Annotated in this window: 21 protein-coding genes and 1 pseudogene; 16 read left to right on the top strand and 6 right to left on the bottom strand. The window is 40.3% G+C overall.

Annotation, left to right across the window (positions count from 1 at the left end):
- The first annotated feature begins 88 nt into the window (after positions 1-88).
- From ACXAEA_RS14825 to ACXAEA_RS14800, 6 genes are all read left to right on the top strand, one after another.
- Positions 89-694 carry a DUF4253 domain-containing protein gene (locus tag ACXAEA_RS14825; protein WP_475096655.1) on the top strand — a complete coding sequence of 202 codons (606 nt, stop codon included), beginning with the start codon at positions 89-91 and terminating at the stop codon, positions 692-694.
- A gap of 50 nt (positions 695-744) precedes the next feature.
- Positions 745-1,782: a DUF2332 domain-containing protein gene (locus ACXAEA_RS14820; protein ID WP_475096654.1), complete on the top strand. Its 1,038-nt coding sequence runs from the start codon at positions 745-747 to the stop codon at positions 1,780-1,782.
- A 71-nt stretch (positions 1,783-1,853) separates the two neighbouring features.
- Positions 1,854-2,078 carry a hypothetical protein gene (locus ACXAEA_RS14815; protein WP_475096653.1) on the top strand — a complete coding sequence of 75 codons (225 nt, stop codon included), beginning with the start codon at positions 1,854-1,856 and terminating at the stop codon, positions 2,076-2,078.
- A 53-nt stretch (positions 2,079-2,131) separates the two neighbouring features.
- On the top strand, positions 2,132-2,737 hold the full coding sequence (locus ACXAEA_RS14810; protein ID WP_475096652.1) for a hypothetical protein: 606 nt from the start codon (positions 2,132-2,134) through the stop codon (positions 2,735-2,737).
- On the top strand, positions 2,724-3,254 hold the full coding sequence (locus ACXAEA_RS14805) for a GNAT family N-acetyltransferase (RefSeq protein ID WP_475096651.1): 531 nt from the start codon (positions 2,724-2,726) through the stop codon (positions 3,252-3,254). The genes ACXAEA_RS14810 and ACXAEA_RS14805 overlap by 14 nt, the downstream gene beginning before the upstream one ends.
- Positions 3,212-3,673, top strand: coding sequence for a GNAT family N-acetyltransferase (locus tag ACXAEA_RS14800; protein ID WP_475096650.1), 462 nt, complete (start codon positions 3,212-3,214; stop codon positions 3,671-3,673). Before ACXAEA_RS14805 ends, ACXAEA_RS14800 begins: the two co-directional genes overlap by 43 nt.
- A gap of 540 nt (positions 3,674-4,213) precedes the next feature.
- On the opposite strand, the gene ACXAEA_RS14795 is transcribed toward ACXAEA_RS14800, so the two are convergent.
- A complete protein-coding gene (locus tag ACXAEA_RS14795) occupies positions 4,214-4,411 on the bottom strand; it encodes a hypothetical protein (protein WP_475096649.1) in 198 nt (65 codons plus the stop codon).
- Positions 4,412-4,501: 90 nt separating this feature from the next.
- On the opposite strand from ACXAEA_RS14795, the gene ACXAEA_RS14790 reads away from it, so the two are divergent.
- Entirely contained in the window at positions 4,502-4,921 is a 420-nt protein-coding gene (locus ACXAEA_RS14790) for a hypothetical protein (RefSeq protein WP_475096648.1), read from the top strand.
- Entirely contained in the window at positions 4,918-5,298 is a 381-nt protein-coding gene (locus tag ACXAEA_RS14785) for a hypothetical protein (RefSeq protein WP_475096647.1), read from the top strand. Before ACXAEA_RS14790 ends, ACXAEA_RS14785 begins: the two co-directional genes overlap by 4 nt.
- A 13-nt stretch (positions 5,299-5,311) precedes the next feature.
- Here ACXAEA_RS14785 and ACXAEA_RS14780 read toward each other — a convergent pair whose 3' ends face one another.
- From ACXAEA_RS14780 to ACXAEA_RS14770, 3 genes are all read right to left on the bottom strand, one after another.
- Positions 5,312-5,596: a YfjL-like protein gene (locus tag ACXAEA_RS14780; protein WP_475096646.1), complete on the bottom strand. Its 285-nt coding sequence runs from the start codon at positions 5,594-5,596 to the stop codon at positions 5,312-5,314.
- A gap of 104 nt (positions 5,597-5,700) precedes the next feature.
- Positions 5,701-6,228 carry a GNAT family N-acetyltransferase gene (locus ACXAEA_RS14775; RefSeq protein ID WP_475096645.1) on the bottom strand — a complete coding sequence of 176 codons (528 nt, stop codon included), beginning with the start codon at positions 6,226-6,228 and terminating at the stop codon, positions 5,701-5,703.
- A 17-nt stretch (positions 6,229-6,245) separates the two neighbouring features.
- Complete coding sequence (locus ACXAEA_RS14770) at positions 6,246-6,770, bottom strand: hypothetical protein (RefSeq protein WP_475096644.1); 525 nt, start codon at positions 6,768-6,770, stop codon at positions 6,246-6,248.
- Positions 6,771-6,943: 173 nt separating this feature from the next.
- Here ACXAEA_RS14770 and ACXAEA_RS14765 point away from each other — a divergent pair.
- Positions 6,944-8,871: pseudogene (locus ACXAEA_RS14765) on the top strand (ATP-dependent DNA helicase).
- Positions 8,872-8,942: 71 nt separating this feature from the next.
- Here the strand turns inward: ACXAEA_RS14765 and ACXAEA_RS14760 are convergent.
- Positions 8,943-9,179: a hypothetical protein gene (locus ACXAEA_RS14760; RefSeq protein WP_475096643.1), complete on the bottom strand. Its 237-nt coding sequence runs from the start codon at positions 9,177-9,179 to the stop codon at positions 8,943-8,945.
- A gap of 209 nt (positions 9,180-9,388) precedes the next feature.
- On the opposite strand from ACXAEA_RS14760, the gene ACXAEA_RS14755 reads away from it, so the two are divergent.
- The gene (locus ACXAEA_RS14755; protein WP_475096642.1) at positions 9,389-9,547 is read left to right on the top strand and encodes a DUF3934 family protein; all 159 of its coding nucleotides are present in this window, start codon (positions 9,389-9,391) and stop codon (positions 9,545-9,547) included.
- A 69-nt stretch (positions 9,548-9,616) separates the two neighbouring features.
- On the opposite strand, the gene lexA is transcribed toward ACXAEA_RS14755, so the two are convergent.
- On the bottom strand, positions 9,617-10,240 hold the full coding sequence (gene lexA, locus ACXAEA_RS14750) for a transcriptional repressor LexA (protein WP_475096641.1): 624 nt from the start codon (positions 10,238-10,240) through the stop codon (positions 9,617-9,619).
- A 154-nt stretch (positions 10,241-10,394) separates the two neighbouring features.
- Here lexA and yneA point away from each other — a divergent pair, with 154 nt between their 5' ends.
- From yneA to ACXAEA_RS14720, 6 genes are all read left to right on the top strand, one after another.
- Entirely contained in the window at positions 10,395-10,709 is a 315-nt protein-coding gene (gene yneA, locus ACXAEA_RS14745) for a cell division suppressor protein YneA (RefSeq protein ID WP_475096640.1), read from the top strand.
- 26 nt (positions 10,710-10,735) lie between these two features.
- On the top strand, positions 10,736-11,383 hold the full coding sequence (locus ACXAEA_RS14740) for a YneB family resolvase-like protein (RefSeq protein WP_475096639.1): 648 nt from the start codon (positions 10,736-10,738) through the stop codon (positions 11,381-11,383).
- A gap of 75 nt (positions 11,384-11,458) precedes the next feature.
- Entirely contained in the window at positions 11,459-11,692 is a 234-nt protein-coding gene (locus tag ACXAEA_RS14735) for a DUF896 domain-containing protein (protein WP_475096638.1), read from the top strand.
- A gap of 359 nt (positions 11,693-12,051) precedes the next feature.
- On the top strand, positions 12,052-14,061 hold the full coding sequence (tkt, locus tag ACXAEA_RS14730) for a transketolase (RefSeq protein ID WP_475096637.1): 2,010 nt from the start codon (positions 12,052-12,054) through the stop codon (positions 14,059-14,061).
- Between the two features lie 230 nt (positions 14,062-14,291).
- Positions 14,292-14,846, top strand: a complete 555-nt coding sequence (locus tag ACXAEA_RS14725; protein WP_475096636.1) for an RNA polymerase sigma factor — start codon at positions 14,292-14,294, stop codon at positions 14,844-14,846.
- A complete protein-coding gene (locus tag ACXAEA_RS14720) occupies positions 14,843-15,865 on the top strand; it encodes a hypothetical protein (protein WP_475096635.1) in 1,023 nt (340 codons plus the stop codon). The genes ACXAEA_RS14725 and ACXAEA_RS14720 overlap by 4 nt, the downstream gene beginning before the upstream one ends.
- The last annotated feature ends 32 nt before the right edge of the window (positions 15,866-15,897 follow it).

The following is a 15,897-nucleotide window of genomic DNA, read 5'->3' as shown; positions in this document are numbered from 1 at the left end:
TCCATGGTAGTGCTGAAATATCTAAAGAGTAATTGCCAGGGGTTCAACAAATGAAATATTAACAAAAAACTTTGCGGGAGAAGGATATATGAATTGGAAGAAGCTTTTCGGTTTCGGCAATAGGGAAGAACAGAATGTCGATTTTAATGAAGCTGGAATCTCAGATGACGCATTGACGATTATTAATAAGGTTTCAGATGAACGTTTGAGGCCTTTTTATAAGACGGTCTTATACTCCGACAAAGATGCTGAACTTGCGGGAGTTTATCTTGAAACGAACGAGGAAGAATCCGAATTACTTTTATCTAAGCTGATGAAGGAACTGGAGCAGGTGGGTTACCAGGCTTTTCTTTGCGATTCTGAGCGTAAAAAGGTTGCCATTATTAAAGGTTCTGACCAGTTTGACATTCTTAAAGTTCAGCAGACAAATGGGGATAATTACGATATCGACAATGAAGAAGTGATCAGAAAAATTAAAGATTGGTATAATCGCTATCCATTCACTATAGTTGGCGCAGATTTTGACTGGGTCGAAGCGAATTTTGATGTATTTCCATCAAACAATGAGCTCAAGTCCTTCGCCAAAGAAATCTATAAATTTTGCCCAGATGTCGTTGATCAGGGTGCTGGCAGTATTGAAGAGTTCATCGAAGAGATGAAGGAAACAAAAAAATTATATTTGTGGTGGGATTAAATAGTATAAGAAAGTTTACGTTGTGCAAATACACAAGGAGAAGAGTCTTTATGTATTCGGATATCTCATTAAAATTTAAACAATTCGCAATGAAAGAATGCAGTGCATCAAGTCCGCTTTACGAATGTCTCTCTTTGCAAATAGCCGAAGACAATGAATTGCTCAAGATCGCTGCAGAGGCAAAAGAGGGGCAGCCAGTACCGAATCTGTTTTTTGGAGCTGTTCATTATTTATTGTTGAAGGGGATCGATCACCCACTGAAAGAGTATTATCCAAGCATCAGCACAACTACAAAGAATCCCGAGGAAGCTTATCCTGATTTCGCAGATTTTTGCCAGATATATTCAGAAGAAATGAAGTTGCTGCTTAAAGATAAAATCGTTCAGACAAATGAAGTCAGGAGATGTTCGTATCTTTATCCCGTATTCAGCCATATTTTTCAAAAGACAAATAGCCCATTAGCGCTAATCGAAATTGGGACCAGTGCAGGACTGCAGCTTTTTGTAGACCAGTACAGTTATTCATACGGTACAAATCAGATATATGGGAACATGGAATCAAAAGTTCATATAACCTCTGAAATTTTAGGCGAAAGAAAGCCGTTTGATCAATTGATTATTCCAAAAGTAGCACACAGAATCGGAATCGACCTGCATGTTAATAATGTTACGGACGATGAGGATTATTTATGGCTGAAAGCACTCATCTGGCCAGAACATTATGACCGGCGGAAGCTGTTCGAAGCAGCGGCGACTTACATAAGCAGCCAAACAGTGAAATTAATTGAGGGAGATGGAGTTGAACTACTTAAAGAAATTGCCGAAGAGATCCCATCAGAACATGCGATTTGTGTATTCCATACCCATGTCGCCAACCAGATGCCTGCTGAAACAAAACAAACTTTCCTGGAACGAATAAAAGAAATCGGAGCCCAAAGAGATATTTTCCATATATATAATAATATCCACGATCGCTTTCTGCACCTCGATTATTATCAGAAAGGAGGAGAGCACTTGAACTTAGTGGGTGAAACAGAAGGCCATGGCCGATGGTTCAGCTGGGAACTGGATATACAGAAGAATATTTGACATTGACGGTTTTTGGGTTAGTGAAGAAGCGATGATTAAACAATCTTGATGTTCATAAGGAGGAATAACGGGTGGCAGGGACATTATTTTGGTTGCTGGTTGGAACCTCCTTTATTCTATTTTTTTATGGTTTGGCCAATAAAACATGGAAACATCTTATAATGAGCGGGATTGCCATCTTGCTACCATCTCTTTATTTCCTGGGAGCTGAGAACTGGTTTAGGGTATTGGCGTTGGTTCCGTTGCTGCCTTTTAGTTTTGGTTTTTATTATAGAAAAAATAATGGAAAAAGGTGATTTTTCTGGAACTTGAATTGCCAGCCTCATTGGAATTACAGAGAAATGAATTTATGTCTATGATTGGGAAGGCAATACAAAAGCTTGATAGTTTTGCAGCCAGGCACGGGTGGGATCACCATGTCACTGCTCCGCTGGTTAGTAAAGTTCAAGTGTTCGATACGAAAAATAGTTTCGATGAAAAGGTTCGAGAAGCATTTTATTTAGATGTGGATATCAATGTTCCAGAAACCGCTGTGGCCGTAATAGCAAATGATGCGCTGCTGATAGTCTCACCTGATATCTATATAAATGTTTATCCGCAGGGAGTAGAAGATGATTCATACATAAAGTTGATCGTCCATGAGTTTGCACATGTATTGCATATCCGAATCCTGAACGGAGATGAGGAGAAGATGGGACCGAAGTGGTTCTACGAGGGGTTTGCAATCCACGCCGCTGTTCAGTTTGATAAGGTGTCAGGAAAATTAAGCGAAAATGAAATGATTGACATCATTGCATCTGACCAGGACGTAAATTATCTATCATATAAAGAGATAATGGATGACATGCTAAAGAAGGCTGATTTAAGGGGACTTGTAAGTGCTGCTGGTGAAGCAGGTTTTACAGAAAGGGTTCTTGTGATTTTGAAAAGAGGTATGACGAATGTTGCAGACTAAGAGATGTGTTCTTAATAAGCTAAATGAATCCGATTTTCATGAAGTGAAAAAACTGTATGTAAACCATGAAGTTAGGAAGTTTCTTGGGGGAGTAGTGGACGAAAGCGTCCTTTTGGCTGCTGGAGAAGCGATGCTTGTTGAAGAGGGTGCGCATTACTGGATCGTAAAAGATAACCGGAATGGTGACTTCATTGGTGTAGTTTCCATTACTGTCCATCATGACAGAGAAGATAAGGAAGTTTCCTATCAACTAATGCCTGATTGGTGGGGAGAAGGATATGGTACAGAAGTGGTTCAGGAAGTGGTTAGATTTGCTCTGGAAGAATTAAAGTTTCCTAGGTTAATCGCAGAAACACAGACTGCCAACCAGGCATCTTGCAGGCTGCTTGAAAAAATTGGCATGAAGCGTGAAAAAACACTGATAAGATATGGAGCGGAACAAGCGATTTATTATATAGTCAGGGGGATGGAAAGATGGAAATTCGATTGGCCCAGGAAAATGATATCGAACAGTTAATTAAGATGAGATGGGATTTTACCCTGGAAGACTATCCGGAAATGGGAGTAGGCATAGAGTATCGTTCATTTGAGGAAGAATGTGGAGAGTTTATAAAGAATGCTTTCGCAAGCGGGCAATGGTTCATTTGGATTGCTGAAGAGGAAGGGAAGGTCGTTTCGCATATTTATATCGAATTAATCAATAAAGTTCCTCGGCCTGGCAGAGTGACCAATCCTTTTGCTTATATGACCAATGTTTATACAGTGCCTGAATATAGAGGAAAAGGCATAGGTAGTCAGCTGCTTACAAAAGTGAATGAATGGGCCAAGGACAAGAACTACGAGTTCATCATTGTCTGGCCAAGTGACACGAGCATTGACTTTTACGGCAGGAATGGATACACCATTTGTGAGGAACCAATGGAACTGCAGTTTTAGGCAATGACTCTGTGAAAAAATGTCCAAAGCGGGTGTATTCGGACAAAAATCTGGAGAAGGCGCGCAGAAATGTCCGAAGTTAGGTACCCTTTGGACAAAATCTGGAGAAGGTAGTCAAAAACGTCCGAAGACTTGTCTCCATCGGACAAAAATCTAAAGATGGCGCGCAGAAAAGTCCGAAGAAATGTACCCTTTGGACAAAAATCTGGAGAAGGTAGTCAAAAACGTCCGAAGACCTGTCTCCATCGGACAAAAATCTAGAGAAGGCGCGCAGAAATGTCCGAACAGATGCCTGTTTCAGATTTATTAATATCAACATATTAACTTATCAAAATCCACCTTATTTAAGGCAACGATATAAATGATTCCAGAAACAACTGAATCAACAAACTGTGCTGACTACCAGTAAATTGGGGGAGTTGTATGAGTGAGTTTGTATTAAAAAGAAAGTTTGGTGATCGTGCTGACTGGACACGGTTGGTGCAAAGGGAGTTTTCACAAAATTACTTTGCAGAGGAAGATTTCAGAGGTCATGTTACCTTAGATTTCCTTTGTCGTCCCGATTGCGATAATCATTAAAATAAATAAAATCCTAATGAGGTGGTCTTTGGTAACAGATTTTATAAGGGCAACCAGGGCAACTGCCAAAATGGGATTATCTTCAACAAGCAAAATAACAATGATATCTAATAAAGCGATAACCATATCCTGCACTAGCTCATCAAAATGGATATCCATCAATACAGCTCCTTTCTCTGTTTATAACTTATTAAGGAAATCAAAAACGGTGAAGGTTTAGAGCAAACTACTTATTTCGGAGGAATAAACATGTGGAAGTTTGTGATATCCTTGAGCGTTCTTCTGTTATTCATTACAGGCTGCAGCGGTAATTTCAAACCGGAGCTCACAAGGATCGATGTGCAAAAAATCTCTCCAGATGGGACGAAAAATGGGGAAGAAACAATCATAGCTAAAAAAGAAATGCTAATGCCTATTAAACAAGCATTTGAAAAAATCGAATGGCAACCGAACACAAAACCTGAAATGGCAAGACGGGAAGATGTGGTAGCCACATTCTTTATTCAGGAAGAAAAGAATATGCCTGAAATATTGTATCAATACAGAATTTGGTTTGAAGGTGAGACCGCGACCATCATCAGTGAAAAAGAAAATGAGGGGTATGGCAGATTAACAGATGAAGAGCAGGTGCAGATTTTAAAATCCAAACTGCTGGATGGTGATTTGTGAATAAAGAAAAGTGGATTAACATCATATTATTCAGCTTGTTTATAGTAGGGCTGCTCATTACAATGTACATAATATTTATTGATTTGAATACACCTTACGCCTTTAGATTTGTTGTTGGCTTTGTCATCTTCATGATGCTCTATGCACTCTTTCAGGTTTTACTCATTATTATGAACATGAGGAAAATGAAGTCGGGTACTTTTAGAAAGAGAATCTTGAAATTCATTGGTGCCTTCGCATTCTTAATGGCGTTATCATGGGTGTTGAATTATTTTTTCTGGCCAGAGGATTTAGGTAACTGGGATTTTGGCGTGCCGCTTGGCCTGGCAACTGCTTTTGCATTTTATGACTTAATGTTCATTCATAAAAAAAATTAAAATGGAGATGCAGTCATTCAGCATCTCCATTTTCTTCAAATCTGATTACACCATTTCTTACATCGAGAGACCCAGAGACTTCCTTATCCAATGACCGGAATCCAACAATGTATGTTCCTTCACCAGGATAATAACCATTATTGCTCAGCGTGAATTCTACTCTAGGGTAACGTTCTTCAAGAAAATCTCTGGCAAGCTTGTTTGCTTCTGAACTGGATAACGGGTTTCCGTTGAAAAAGAAATAGAAGAAACAGACCAAAAGCAACAAAGGTACTACGAACCAGCATTTATGTCTCATATTTCACCTCGTGGTTTATCATTTACCTATTATATTATCGTTTAGTGTAAAATTACACTATTTAAACAAAAATAAAAGTGCCACATTGGCACTTTCACTAAGAATCAGCTAACGGAATTAAATGCAGGAGGATATTCAATTTTCCCTTTTAATCCCGTCAGTGCTCCTTTTTCTAGTTCAAGTGCCATGAATACTTCGTCAGGCACAGGGAAGGGGGAATTGATCTCAAATTTAATTGCTGGTGAAAAGCCAAATTTCGGGTAAAAATTAGGATGTCCAAGTACAAACACATGTTTATGGCCCATAGATTTGGCTGCTTTTAATCCTTCCGTTACCAGGGAAGAGCCAATCCCTGAATTCTGGCAGCCGGGCTTTACAGCCATAGGGGCAAGACCTATTGTCGGAATGTTTCCGTTTTCAGTGACAAGATCGATGGTGCTGAAAAGGATATGTCCGATAATCGCCTCATGTTCATCTACCGCGACAAGGCTTAATTCAGGGATGAATTGTTCTGAATCTCTAATAAGCTCAACCAAACGTGCTTCATTATCCCGATCATTGAAAGCATGAAAATTAACTTCCCGAATCCCAGGGAAGTCTCTAGTGGTCTCCTGCCGAATCATATATTTCATTTGTGTTCCTCCAATTTTTATTTCTTTTCAAATTTCTTATATTCTATCCAAACTAAATTAGAAGTTTTTGATTCGGAATTTGTGAATTCTCGATAATAGCGGCGTTCATTTTCGCCTGATATCGAATCCATTTCATTTAGTAGTGTTATGAGAAACTGCGTTTTGCTTGTGATTGCTTTTTCGTAATAGTGATAATCCATTTCATTATTGAAGTTTTTTGCCAGCTCATGGAAGTCATTGACAATTGAATCCAGTACAACGCCAATCATCGAAATTTTACCGTTCATCATGTGGAATTTTCTGCTCAAAAGAGTCAGTTCACCAATATGTCTTTCTAATCTGAACTGGCCATCCTCTCCTTGTAATGTCTTGATCATCTGCTTAGGATTGCCTTCTTCCAATACATACATGGAATCACGGACAGTTCTTTGATAATCAAAACCTAATTGTTTCTCGAAATCGGCATTTCTGTTGTACTGATAAAGATTGAATAAAAGTAATACGGTAATAATTACAGTACTTATGTAAAATAAGCGTTTCACCTGTCACATCACTCCCTATTTTGGTATCTGAATTTATTTTAGCAGAATATACCAATTTTGTTTGTGATTTTTTGTTAGTGTTTAATTTGATCATTTCTTTCACTTACAGGCTGATTTTCTGTTATGATAAAAGCTGGCTTTTTTGCCGGCATTAATATTTGAGGAGAACATGCATGACAAATAAACTTCCATTTACCATTACCAAAAACGATACATTTTTTGATTTACTGGGTGATTATATTGGTGATGTATTTTACGATATTCTGCCTGAAAAAGGCTACGAGCTCCGCGATGAACAAATCTATATGGCGTTCCAGGTGGAACAGGCCTTCAAAAATAAAGGGATCATTTTTGCTGAAGCAGGAGTGGGCACAGGCAAAACCTTTGTCTATCTGATTTATGCAATTTTGTACGCACGTTATATGGGAAAACCTGCGATTGTTTCCTGTTCCGATGAAACGCTGATTGAACAGCTGGTGAAAGAGGGGGAGACATCGAAAAGCTTGAAATAGCATTGGGCCTAAAAGTGGACGTACGTTTGGCAAAAGCGAGGGAGCAGTATGTTTGCGTAAAGAAACTTGATGATCTTTCGAACACGACTGATGATTTGGAAATCCTCGATGTCCATGACCAGCTTCCAGATTTCATTTTCGATGAAGGAATTTCAATGAATTCATTCTCTCGTTATGGCGACCGAAAAGAATATCCTTGGGTCACGAATGAAAAATGGTCATCGATGGCATGGGATCCCCTACAACAATGCTCAACATGCAATTGGCGCCATCGCTGCGGCCAGACACTGAATCGTGATTATTACCGCCATGCCGGGGATTTGATCATATGCTCACATGATTTTTATATGGAGCATGTCTGGACTAAAGAATCACGCAAACGTGAAGGGCAAATGCCTTTGCTTCCTGAGGCGAGCACAGTCATTTTTGATGAAGGACATTTGCTTGAGTTTGCGGCACAAAAAGGGCTGACCTACCGTTTTAATTCACAAACCCTGACTACTGTACTGACTGGATATATGCACCAGGATGTCAGGGAGGAATCGCTTTATTTGATCGAGGATATCCTCGAACTTCATGATGCATGGTTTGACCTTCTTGTCGAGAATTCGAAAGCTGTCGAAGGTTCAAGTCGTAAAGAAGTGCCTTTGCTTCCGGGAATAAAGAAAACAGCTCAAACACTTGAGAATAAAGTAAGTGAATTAATGGATCAGTTAGTCTTTGACGCGGAGATGTTCGTGATTGATGAGTACCATTTAAAAATCATGGAGGAGTATCTTGAGTTCTTCACATATGGACTGTCCATTTTCTTGAAAAATGATGAAGGTATTTTCTGGCTTGAAGAAAATGAAGTGCAGACTTCACTTGTGATCATGCCGCGCCTGGTTGAGGATATTTTAAAGAAAGAAGTGTTTGCCCAGAATATCCCGTTTGTGTTCTCATCAGCAACATTATCCAAGGCAGGAGATTTCAGCTATATAGCGAAAAGCCTTGGAATTGAACAATATACCTCTTTCACAGTTGCTTCACCATTTGATTATGAAGAACAGATGGAGATGTTTGCCCGTGTTGAAGATGATGAGAATGCTAAATGGACACAAATCGGCAATGATCTTAGAAGCAAAACTGGCAAGTCACTCGTTCTGTTTTCGTCATTACAAGAAATGAAGCGATTCAGAGAATGGGCTGATCGACAAGATTGGTCATTTTCCATCCTTTTTGAAGGGGATCGTGAAATCAGTGAAACGGTTAAGGAATTCCAGGGAAACGTGACAACAGTTCTTTGTTCATACAGTCTGTGGGAAGGGCTGGATGTGCCTGGTGAATCATTGATCCAGGTCATTATTTCTTCGCTTCCGTTCCCTCCGCATGACCCAGTATTCCAGGCGAAGCGCAAACATGCGAAGAACGCTATGGCAGATGTGGACCTGCCCTATATGCTTTTGCGATTGAGACAGGGCATGGGACGTTTAATAAGAACAACACAGGATTATGGCAGTGTACATTTATGGATGACGAAAGGGCAGAATGATTTATTTTATGAAGAGATTTCAAAAGTGCTTCCAACCAAAAATGTGAGATGGGTATAAGCTGAATTGCTAAAAAAGAATCCCGAAAGACCTTTATCTTTCGGGATTCCTTTTTGCTATCTACTTTCAAATTAGAAACCGCAGCCGCATCTCCGGTGGCGCCTTCTGTCCCTGTCATCATCGCGATCATCACGGGCACCTGCAACTAAATCATTGATCAAGCAACGGCGAACTGCACGGCAAAGATCATCAAAATCAACAGTAGCCCGGACTCTATCCCGATCGCGGTCTCGATCCCGATCCCGATCTCGATCCCTGCTAGGGAAAAAGATGCCCGCTACATCATTGTTATTTCGATTGCATCCCATTTGTATCAACTCCTTCCCTTGTCAACTGGTGGTACACAATATCTTATGTGCAAGGGGACAAGATGATAGGGTAGGAACCTAAATATACAATAAATGTGCTGTTCTCATAGTTAGGTAAATGTTTTTTGCACAATAATTGAATATTGCTTTAGGTTAAGCACCAAGAATAATGGTAAAAATTAAAACAGAAAAACATTGGAGATGATTTAATGAGTAAAGCAAAGAGTAAGGGCGGGACTGGAAGAGGCACTGGCAAAAAAGGCTGGAACCGCTGGCAGTCGAGCGCGAATAAAGCAAAAAGTGCCAAACCATATAAAAGTAAAGGTGTTAAGCATAAAAAGGATTCAAATGCAGCGAGCGAGAGCTAGTGTTCAGGTTTTTACCGCCAATAAGAGTTTCATAGAATGTAAAAAAGCAAGCGGAGGCCGCTTGCTTTTTTAGTGCATATGACGGTAAACACCAATGACTTTTCCAAGGATGGAAACATTGCGAAGGATAATGGGATCCATCGTTGAATTTTCCGGCTGCAATCTGAAGTAGTCCTTTTCCTTAAAGAAGCGTTTTACAGTTGCTTCATCATCTTCTGTCATCGCTACAACGATATCTCCGTTGTTCGCAGTTTTCTGCTGCTTCACGATTACGTAATCACCATCAAGGATTCCGGCTTCAATCATACTGTCTCCCATAATTTCAAGCATGAAAACTTGCTCATCATGTGGAACAAGACGGTCAGGAAGAGGGAAGTACTCCTCTACATTTTCAATTGCCGTGATTGGCATACCGGCAGTTACCTTACCGACCACAGGTACGTTCACTACATTATATTTAGGGATTCGGCTATCCTCTTCGATATCCAAAATTTCTATTGCACGCGGCTTAGTTGGGTCACGGCGGATCAAACCTTTGCTTTCGAGCCTTGCCAGATGGCCATGGACTGTGGAACTTGAGGCTAGCCCGACCGCTTCGCCGATTTCGCGTACGGATGGTGGATACCCTTTTTTCTTGACTTCACCTTTTATGAATTCAAAAATATCTTGCTGCCGTTTTGATAATTTTGTCATATTCACGCACCTCGTATAATTTCTTGTCCTTATTATACCATGTCCATCTCACGGATACAAACATAAGTTCGAATTTTGAGTTGACACAAAACAAATGTTCGATTTATAATAAAAACAAATAAAGCGAACATATATTCGTTAAGAGGTGCTGGATATGAAGAAACTATGGGAAAACTATTCTTTCGCAATTATACTGCTTGCTGTCAGCTTGATTTTTTCACTTGTTGCTAAGTTCCATTTAAATAACGAGGATGCATACATTACTGTTACTATAGAAGAAGGGCAATCTTTATGGGAGCTTGCAGAAACTTTTGCTCATGATCATAATCTATCGGAGAATGAGTTCGTCAGCTGGGTAGAGAAGGAAAACGGGATTGCCGGACAAATGATCCATCCTGGTGATGAACTTGTCATCCCTGTCATGGCTGAACATTTTGAACCTACACAGATTGCCGGAGCTGAAAGATAAATAGTAATTAGAAATAAGGTGACAACATGAAAGCAATTATATATTGCCGGGTTAGCACAACAAAGGAAACACAAGAGACATCGCTCGCCAGGCAGGAGGAAGAATTGCTTCGTCTGGCAGGAGAGTATGGATTCGAAGTAGCAGGCATCATTAAGGAACAGGCTAGTGGTTATGACCTTGATAGGGAAGGCATCTTGGAGTTGCTGGAACTGATTAAGGACAAGACCATCGGTGCCCTGCTCATCCAGGATGAGACACGTCTTGGAAGAGGAAATGCGAAGGTCGCGATCCTTCACTGTATTTTGAAAGAGCATGTTAAGTTATACAGCATATCACACCATGGGGAACTGCAGCTTTCTGATTCGGATTCCATGGTGCTGCAGATTGTCAGCATGGTTGAGGAATATCAACGAAAGATCCACAACATTAAAATAAAGCGCGGAATGAAACGGGCGATTGATCAAGGATACAAGCCTCAGCGGAATTTGAAAAACCAAGGGGATCATGCAGGCAGGGAGCGCAAGGAAATGCCGATTGAAGAAATTGTGAAACTTCGCAATAACGGCCTGACTTTTGCAGATATTGCTGCCACTCTTAGAGGATTTGGTTATCATGTCTCGAAGGCAACTGTGAATCGAAGATATTTAGAGTATATAGAGTCCAGGGAATCATAAGCTTCATTCTTGTAAAAATGATCTAAATCTAGTAAGATGTCACTTGACGTATTTTTTTTACAAAGGAGCTTTACCATGCTATCAAGTGATAAAATTGCCAGAATCAATGAGCTGGCTAATAAAGCCAAGACCTCAAAATTGACTGTGGAAGAAGCGAAGGAACAGTCAAAGCTTCGCGCTGAATATCTGCAAACATTCCGTTCCTCTATGCTTAACACTTTAAAGGGTGTAACCATCATTGATCCTGAAGGTAATGATGTAACTCCTGAAAAGTTAAAGGAAGAAAGAAATAAGAACAAGCTTCATTAATATAACCTTTGGAATACATGATTCATGTATTCCATTTTTATTTTTTGGCTGTGTTAAAGCTGGCTGTTGTTTTAAGTCCTGTTGATCTACGTTCCAGGCGCGCAGACTCCTGCGACGAGGAGGCTCAGCGCCAGCCCCGCGGAAAGCGATGCGCCTGGAACGGAAATCAACAGTCTAATTTAACACAGCCTTTTTTTAATCTCAGGATGATCGTCCTGTTACATATCAATAAGGTGTTTGTGTCAAAATAAATAACAATACGGCCTTTTCTGTCTCCTTCAGGCACAATTTGTTGTATAATAATTGTTCTCGCTATAATATTAAGGATGTAGCCAGTACTTATAGAAAGGATGTATTTAATGTTTAACAAAATTGATATGCTTTCAATTGATTCGATTCGTACTTTATCGATTGATGCAATTGAAAAGGCGAATTCCGGACACCCTGGCATGCCAATGGGGGCTGCTCCGATGGCTTACACACTATGGACTCGTCATATGAACATCAATCCTAAAAATCCTGAATGGTTTAATCGTGACCGCTTTGTCTTATCTGCCGGCCACGGATCTATGTTGTTATACAGCTTGCTGCACCTTGCAGGTTATGATTTATCAATGGATGATATCAAAAACTTCCGTCAATGGGGAAGCAAGACTCCTGGACACCCTGAATTTGGCCACACTGCTGGCGTAGATGCTACAACTGGACCACTTGGACAGGGGATTGCCATGGCAGTGGGTATGGCAATGGCTGAACGCCACCTGGCAGCTGTCTATAACAAAGATAACTATAATCTTGTTGACCATTATACATACAGCATTTGCGGTGACGGAGATTTAATGGAGGGTGTATCTGCTGAGGCAGCATCCCTTGCAGCACACCTTAAATTAGGCAGAATGGTTGTTCTTTATGATTCAAACGATATTTCATTGGACGGCGATCTTGATAAATCTTTCTCTGAAAGCGTAGAAGGCCGTTTCAAGGCATATGGATGGCAGTATATTCGTGTTGAAGATGGAAACAATCTAGAAGAAATCGCAAAGGCAATCGAGGAAGCGAAGACTGATGAGAATCGTCCGACTTTAATCGAAGTTAAGACGATTATCGGTTATGGTTCTCCTAACCTTTCTGGTAAGTCGGATGTTCACGGTGCTCCATTGGGCGCAGATGAATTGAAGCTTACAAAAGAAGCGTATAAATGGACTTTCGAGGAAGACTTCCATGTACCAAGCGAAGTGTATGATCACTTCAAGCAGCAAATCGCTGATAAAGGTGAACAAACTGAACAAGCATGGAATGAGCTTTTCGCAAAATACAAGAGTGAATACCCTGAACTAGGAGCACAGCTTGAAAAGGCAATGAAGGGTGAATTAGTAGAAGGCTGGGATAAGGATCTTCCAGTTTATGCAGAAGGCAAGAGCCTTGCCAGCCGTGCTTCCTCTGGTGAAGCACTAAATGGTTTAGCCAAAAACCTTCCATACTTGATCGGTGGTTCAGCCGACCTTGCGGGTTCAAACAAGACAATGATCAAAGGGACAGGTGATTTCTTCCCAGGTTCATTCGAAGGCCGCAACATCTGGTTCGGAGTCCGTGAATTTGCAATGGGAGCAGCAATGAACGGGATGGCTCTTCACGGTGGATTAAAAGTATTTGGCGGGACATTCTTTGTATTCTCTGACTACTTGAAGCCTGCAATCAGACTTGCAGCTTTAATGGGCTTGCCTGTAACATTCGTATTTACTCATGATAGTATCGCAGTGGGTGAAGACGGCCCTACACACGAACCTGTTGAACAGCTTGCAGGACTTCGTGCGATGCCAAACCTATCTGTGATCCGTCCTGCAGATGGTAACGAAACGGCTGCTGCTTGGAAGCTTGCTGTTGAATCAACTAAGACTCCTACAGCTCTTGTGCTGACTCGCCAAAACCTGCCGACAATCAAAGACACAGACAAGAATGCATACGAAGGCGTCTCAAAGGGTGGATACGTGATTTCTCCAGCTGGCAAAGAAAATGCCGATGCATTGCTTATTGCTGCAGGTTCAGAAGTGGGACTTGCTGTACAAGCTCAAGAAGCTCTTGCTTCCGAAGGGATCAGCGTTGCAGTTGTAAGTATGCCTTCTTGGGATCGTTTCGAAAAGCAGTCCAAGGAATACAAAGAAAGCGTCATTCCGAAGTCTGTCAAGAAGCGTTTGGGTATCGAAATGGGATCTTCACTTGGCTGGCACCGCTATGTGGGTGACGAAGGTGAAGTCCTTGCGATCGACACATTCGGTGCATCAGCACCAGGAGAAAAAATCATGGAAGAGTACGGCTTCACTGTGAACAATGTAGTTGCTCGCGTGAAAGCATTGCTTGAACAAAACTAATTAAATTACACATAAACGAGTATCAAACCAATTTGGTTTCGTACTCGTTTTTTTTTCAATTATATTAATGGAAAGTTATGTTAAACTGAAATGGATGCATAGACCAAGCAATCAGACAACTCGCCAATGGGCGGGTTTTCTTTATGAAAACGAATTTTTTTAACAAAACGTGCAACCTAAATAGTGTCATTGGCGCCTAAAGTGTAGAAACAAACAAGGAGGTGCTGCTGGTGGAACAGGCAGAATTGATGCAACGAATCCGAAATGGAGAGGATTCAGCTTTTGCTGAACTCATAAATCCCCTAATTGAAAAAGGATACAGAACCAGCTACAGTATCGTCAGGGCAAAGGACCAGGCAGAAGAAGTTGTCCAAAATGCCATGATTGAAGCGTACCGTAACATAATGAGCGGCAAGGAAATCATTTATTTCAGCACATGGTTCTATAAACTCGTTTCCCACAGGTCGATTGATGTTCTTAGGAAGAATGGAAGACAGAAAGAAACCGTAATCGTGATGGATTACATAAAGGATAAACGTGGAGTTCTTGATAGGGTCATAGATGACGAAACTGAACATGAAATTAAAAATGGAATCGATTCATTAGAAAATCTTGATTACAGAAATGTGCTACTCCTTTATTATTATCAAGAGCTCTCAATCCAGGAAGTTTCTGAAATGCTCGGACTTAAGACTTCAACGGTTAAATCCCATCTGAGAAGAGCAAGAAATGCTCTGAAAACGAGATTGATCGAAAATCAAATCATAGGGGTGAACATACAATGAAGATGGATGAACACATTATGAAGGAAATAGAAGCGGATATGAAAAAAATCCACGTACCACCATCACTTTATGATTTTGCAAAGAATATAAAGGCTGAAGCAGACTTTAAAGAAAAAACAGTAATAAATAAGACCTTTAGGAAGAGTATCCAATTCGCGGCAGCAGCTGTAATCGGGTTTGGAGTTTTGACGGCTTCAGCGTTCCTAAATCCATCGGTAGCTGAAATGGCATCCAAAATTCCTTATCTTGGCCAGATATTCAAATCGGAACCAATGGATGTCCTTCTTTGGGAAGCGATGGAAGAAGAGGGATATAGAAAGTTTTTTTTAGGCATGAGTCCTGGTGAAACGAATCAGATTTCTGTATCTATTGAAGGGTCTGAAAAAGATGCAGATCGTGAACGGGAGAAAATTACTAAGATCATCGATAAGGTTATGAAAAGTAAAGAGTATGATTCCTATGAAATCAATGTATCCTCGTTTATGCCTGAATATACCTCATTGACAGATGAAGAGAAAAAAATGGATGATCTAGGTGTACAGGTTGACGAAAAACTAAGAGGTTTAGGATATGAAATCATCCAGGTAAATCCGTTTAACGAGAAAATCGAAGTTGCTATTCCGCTTACTGAAACAAGAGGAGAAGAAATAAAAAATATTGCACTTGATATTGCTAAAGCGAATGACACGGAAAAAGATGTTTTTATCACAAAAGTCGATGTTGACAAAAATATGCGAGAAGATATTTGGACATCTTACCTAAGAAGTATCTTTGAAGGACTAGGCATGAAAAAGGAGTATAGGGTTTCTGGTTATGGCTATTCCTATAAGGAAAACGTAATGAAGATGTTCATAAAAACCAGCTTGCAGCAATCTGATGAAAATGCAAAAGAGTCAGTTAATAAAATTCGTAGCGAGATAGAGGCATTCATAGAGATGGAAAAGGAAAACTCACTCGTAAAAGATGATAAATATGAAATCATTGTTCGGGATAAGACCGGAAATGATTTTCCCTATTAATAAATAAAAAAGCGGGTACCCCCGCTTTTTTT

The sequence above is a fragment of the Mesobacillus sp. ABV4_180 genome (assembly GCF_056158485.1).
This window is presented reverse-complemented; position numbering and strand designations above follow the sequence as displayed.

What these genes read in the sequence shown, in the direction of transcription:
- ACXAEA_RS14825 (WP_475096655.1), top strand. Translation starts at nt 89, where the DNA reads ATGAATTGGAAGAAGCTTTTCGGTTTCGGCAATAGGGAAGAACAGAAT.
- ACXAEA_RS14820 (WP_475096654.1), top strand. Translation starts at nt 745, where the DNA reads ATGTATTCGGATATCTCATTAAAATTTAAACAATTCGCAATGAAAGAA.
- ACXAEA_RS14810 (WP_475096652.1), top strand. Translation starts at nt 2,132, where the DNA reads ATGTCTATGATTGGGAAGGCAATACAAAAGCTTGATAGTTTTGCAGCC.
- ACXAEA_RS14805 (WP_475096651.1), top strand. Translation starts at nt 2,724, where the DNA reads ATGTTGCAGACTAAGAGATGTGTTCTTAATAAGCTAAATGAATCCGAT.
- ACXAEA_RS14800 (WP_475096650.1), top strand. Translation starts at nt 3,212, where the DNA reads ATGGAAATTCGATTGGCCCAGGAAAATGATATCGAACAGTTAATTAAG.
- ACXAEA_RS14795 (WP_475096649.1), bottom strand. Translation starts at nt 4,411, where the DNA reads ATGGATATCCATTTTGATGAGCTAGTGCAGGATATGGTTATCGCTTTA.
- ACXAEA_RS14790 (WP_475096648.1), top strand. Translation starts at nt 4,502, where the DNA reads ATGTGGAAGTTTGTGATATCCTTGAGCGTTCTTCTGTTATTCATTACA.
- ACXAEA_RS14780 (WP_475096646.1), bottom strand. Translation starts at nt 5,596, where the DNA reads ATGAGACATAAATGCTGGTTCGTAGTACCTTTGTTGCTTTTGGTCTGT.
- ACXAEA_RS14775 (WP_475096645.1), bottom strand. Translation starts at nt 6,228, where the DNA reads ATGAAATATATGATTCGGCAGGAGACCACTAGAGACTTCCCTGGGATT.
- ACXAEA_RS14760 (WP_475096643.1), bottom strand. Translation starts at nt 9,179, where the DNA reads ATGGGATGCAATCGAAATAACAATGATGTAGCGGGCATCTTTTTCCCT.
- ACXAEA_RS14755 (WP_475096642.1), top strand. Translation starts at nt 9,389, where the DNA reads ATGAGTAAAGCAAAGAGTAAGGGCGGGACTGGAAGAGGCACTGGCAAA.
- lexA (WP_475096641.1), bottom strand. Translation starts at nt 10,240, where the DNA reads ATGACAAAATTATCAAAACGGCAGCAAGATATTTTTGAATTCATAAAA.
- yneA (WP_475096640.1), top strand. Translation starts at nt 10,395, where the DNA reads ATGAAGAAACTATGGGAAAACTATTCTTTCGCAATTATACTGCTTGCT.
- ACXAEA_RS14740 (WP_475096639.1), top strand. Translation starts at nt 10,736, where the DNA reads ATGAAAGCAATTATATATTGCCGGGTTAGCACAACAAAGGAAACACAA.
- ACXAEA_RS14735 (WP_475096638.1), top strand. Translation starts at nt 11,459, where the DNA reads ATGCTATCAAGTGATAAAATTGCCAGAATCAATGAGCTGGCTAATAAA.
- tkt (WP_475096637.1), top strand. Translation starts at nt 12,052, where the DNA reads ATGTTTAACAAAATTGATATGCTTTCAATTGATTCGATTCGTACTTTA.
- ACXAEA_RS14720 (WP_475096635.1), top strand. Translation starts at nt 14,843, where the DNA reads ATGAAGATGGATGAACACATTATGAAGGAAATAGAAGCGGATATGAAA.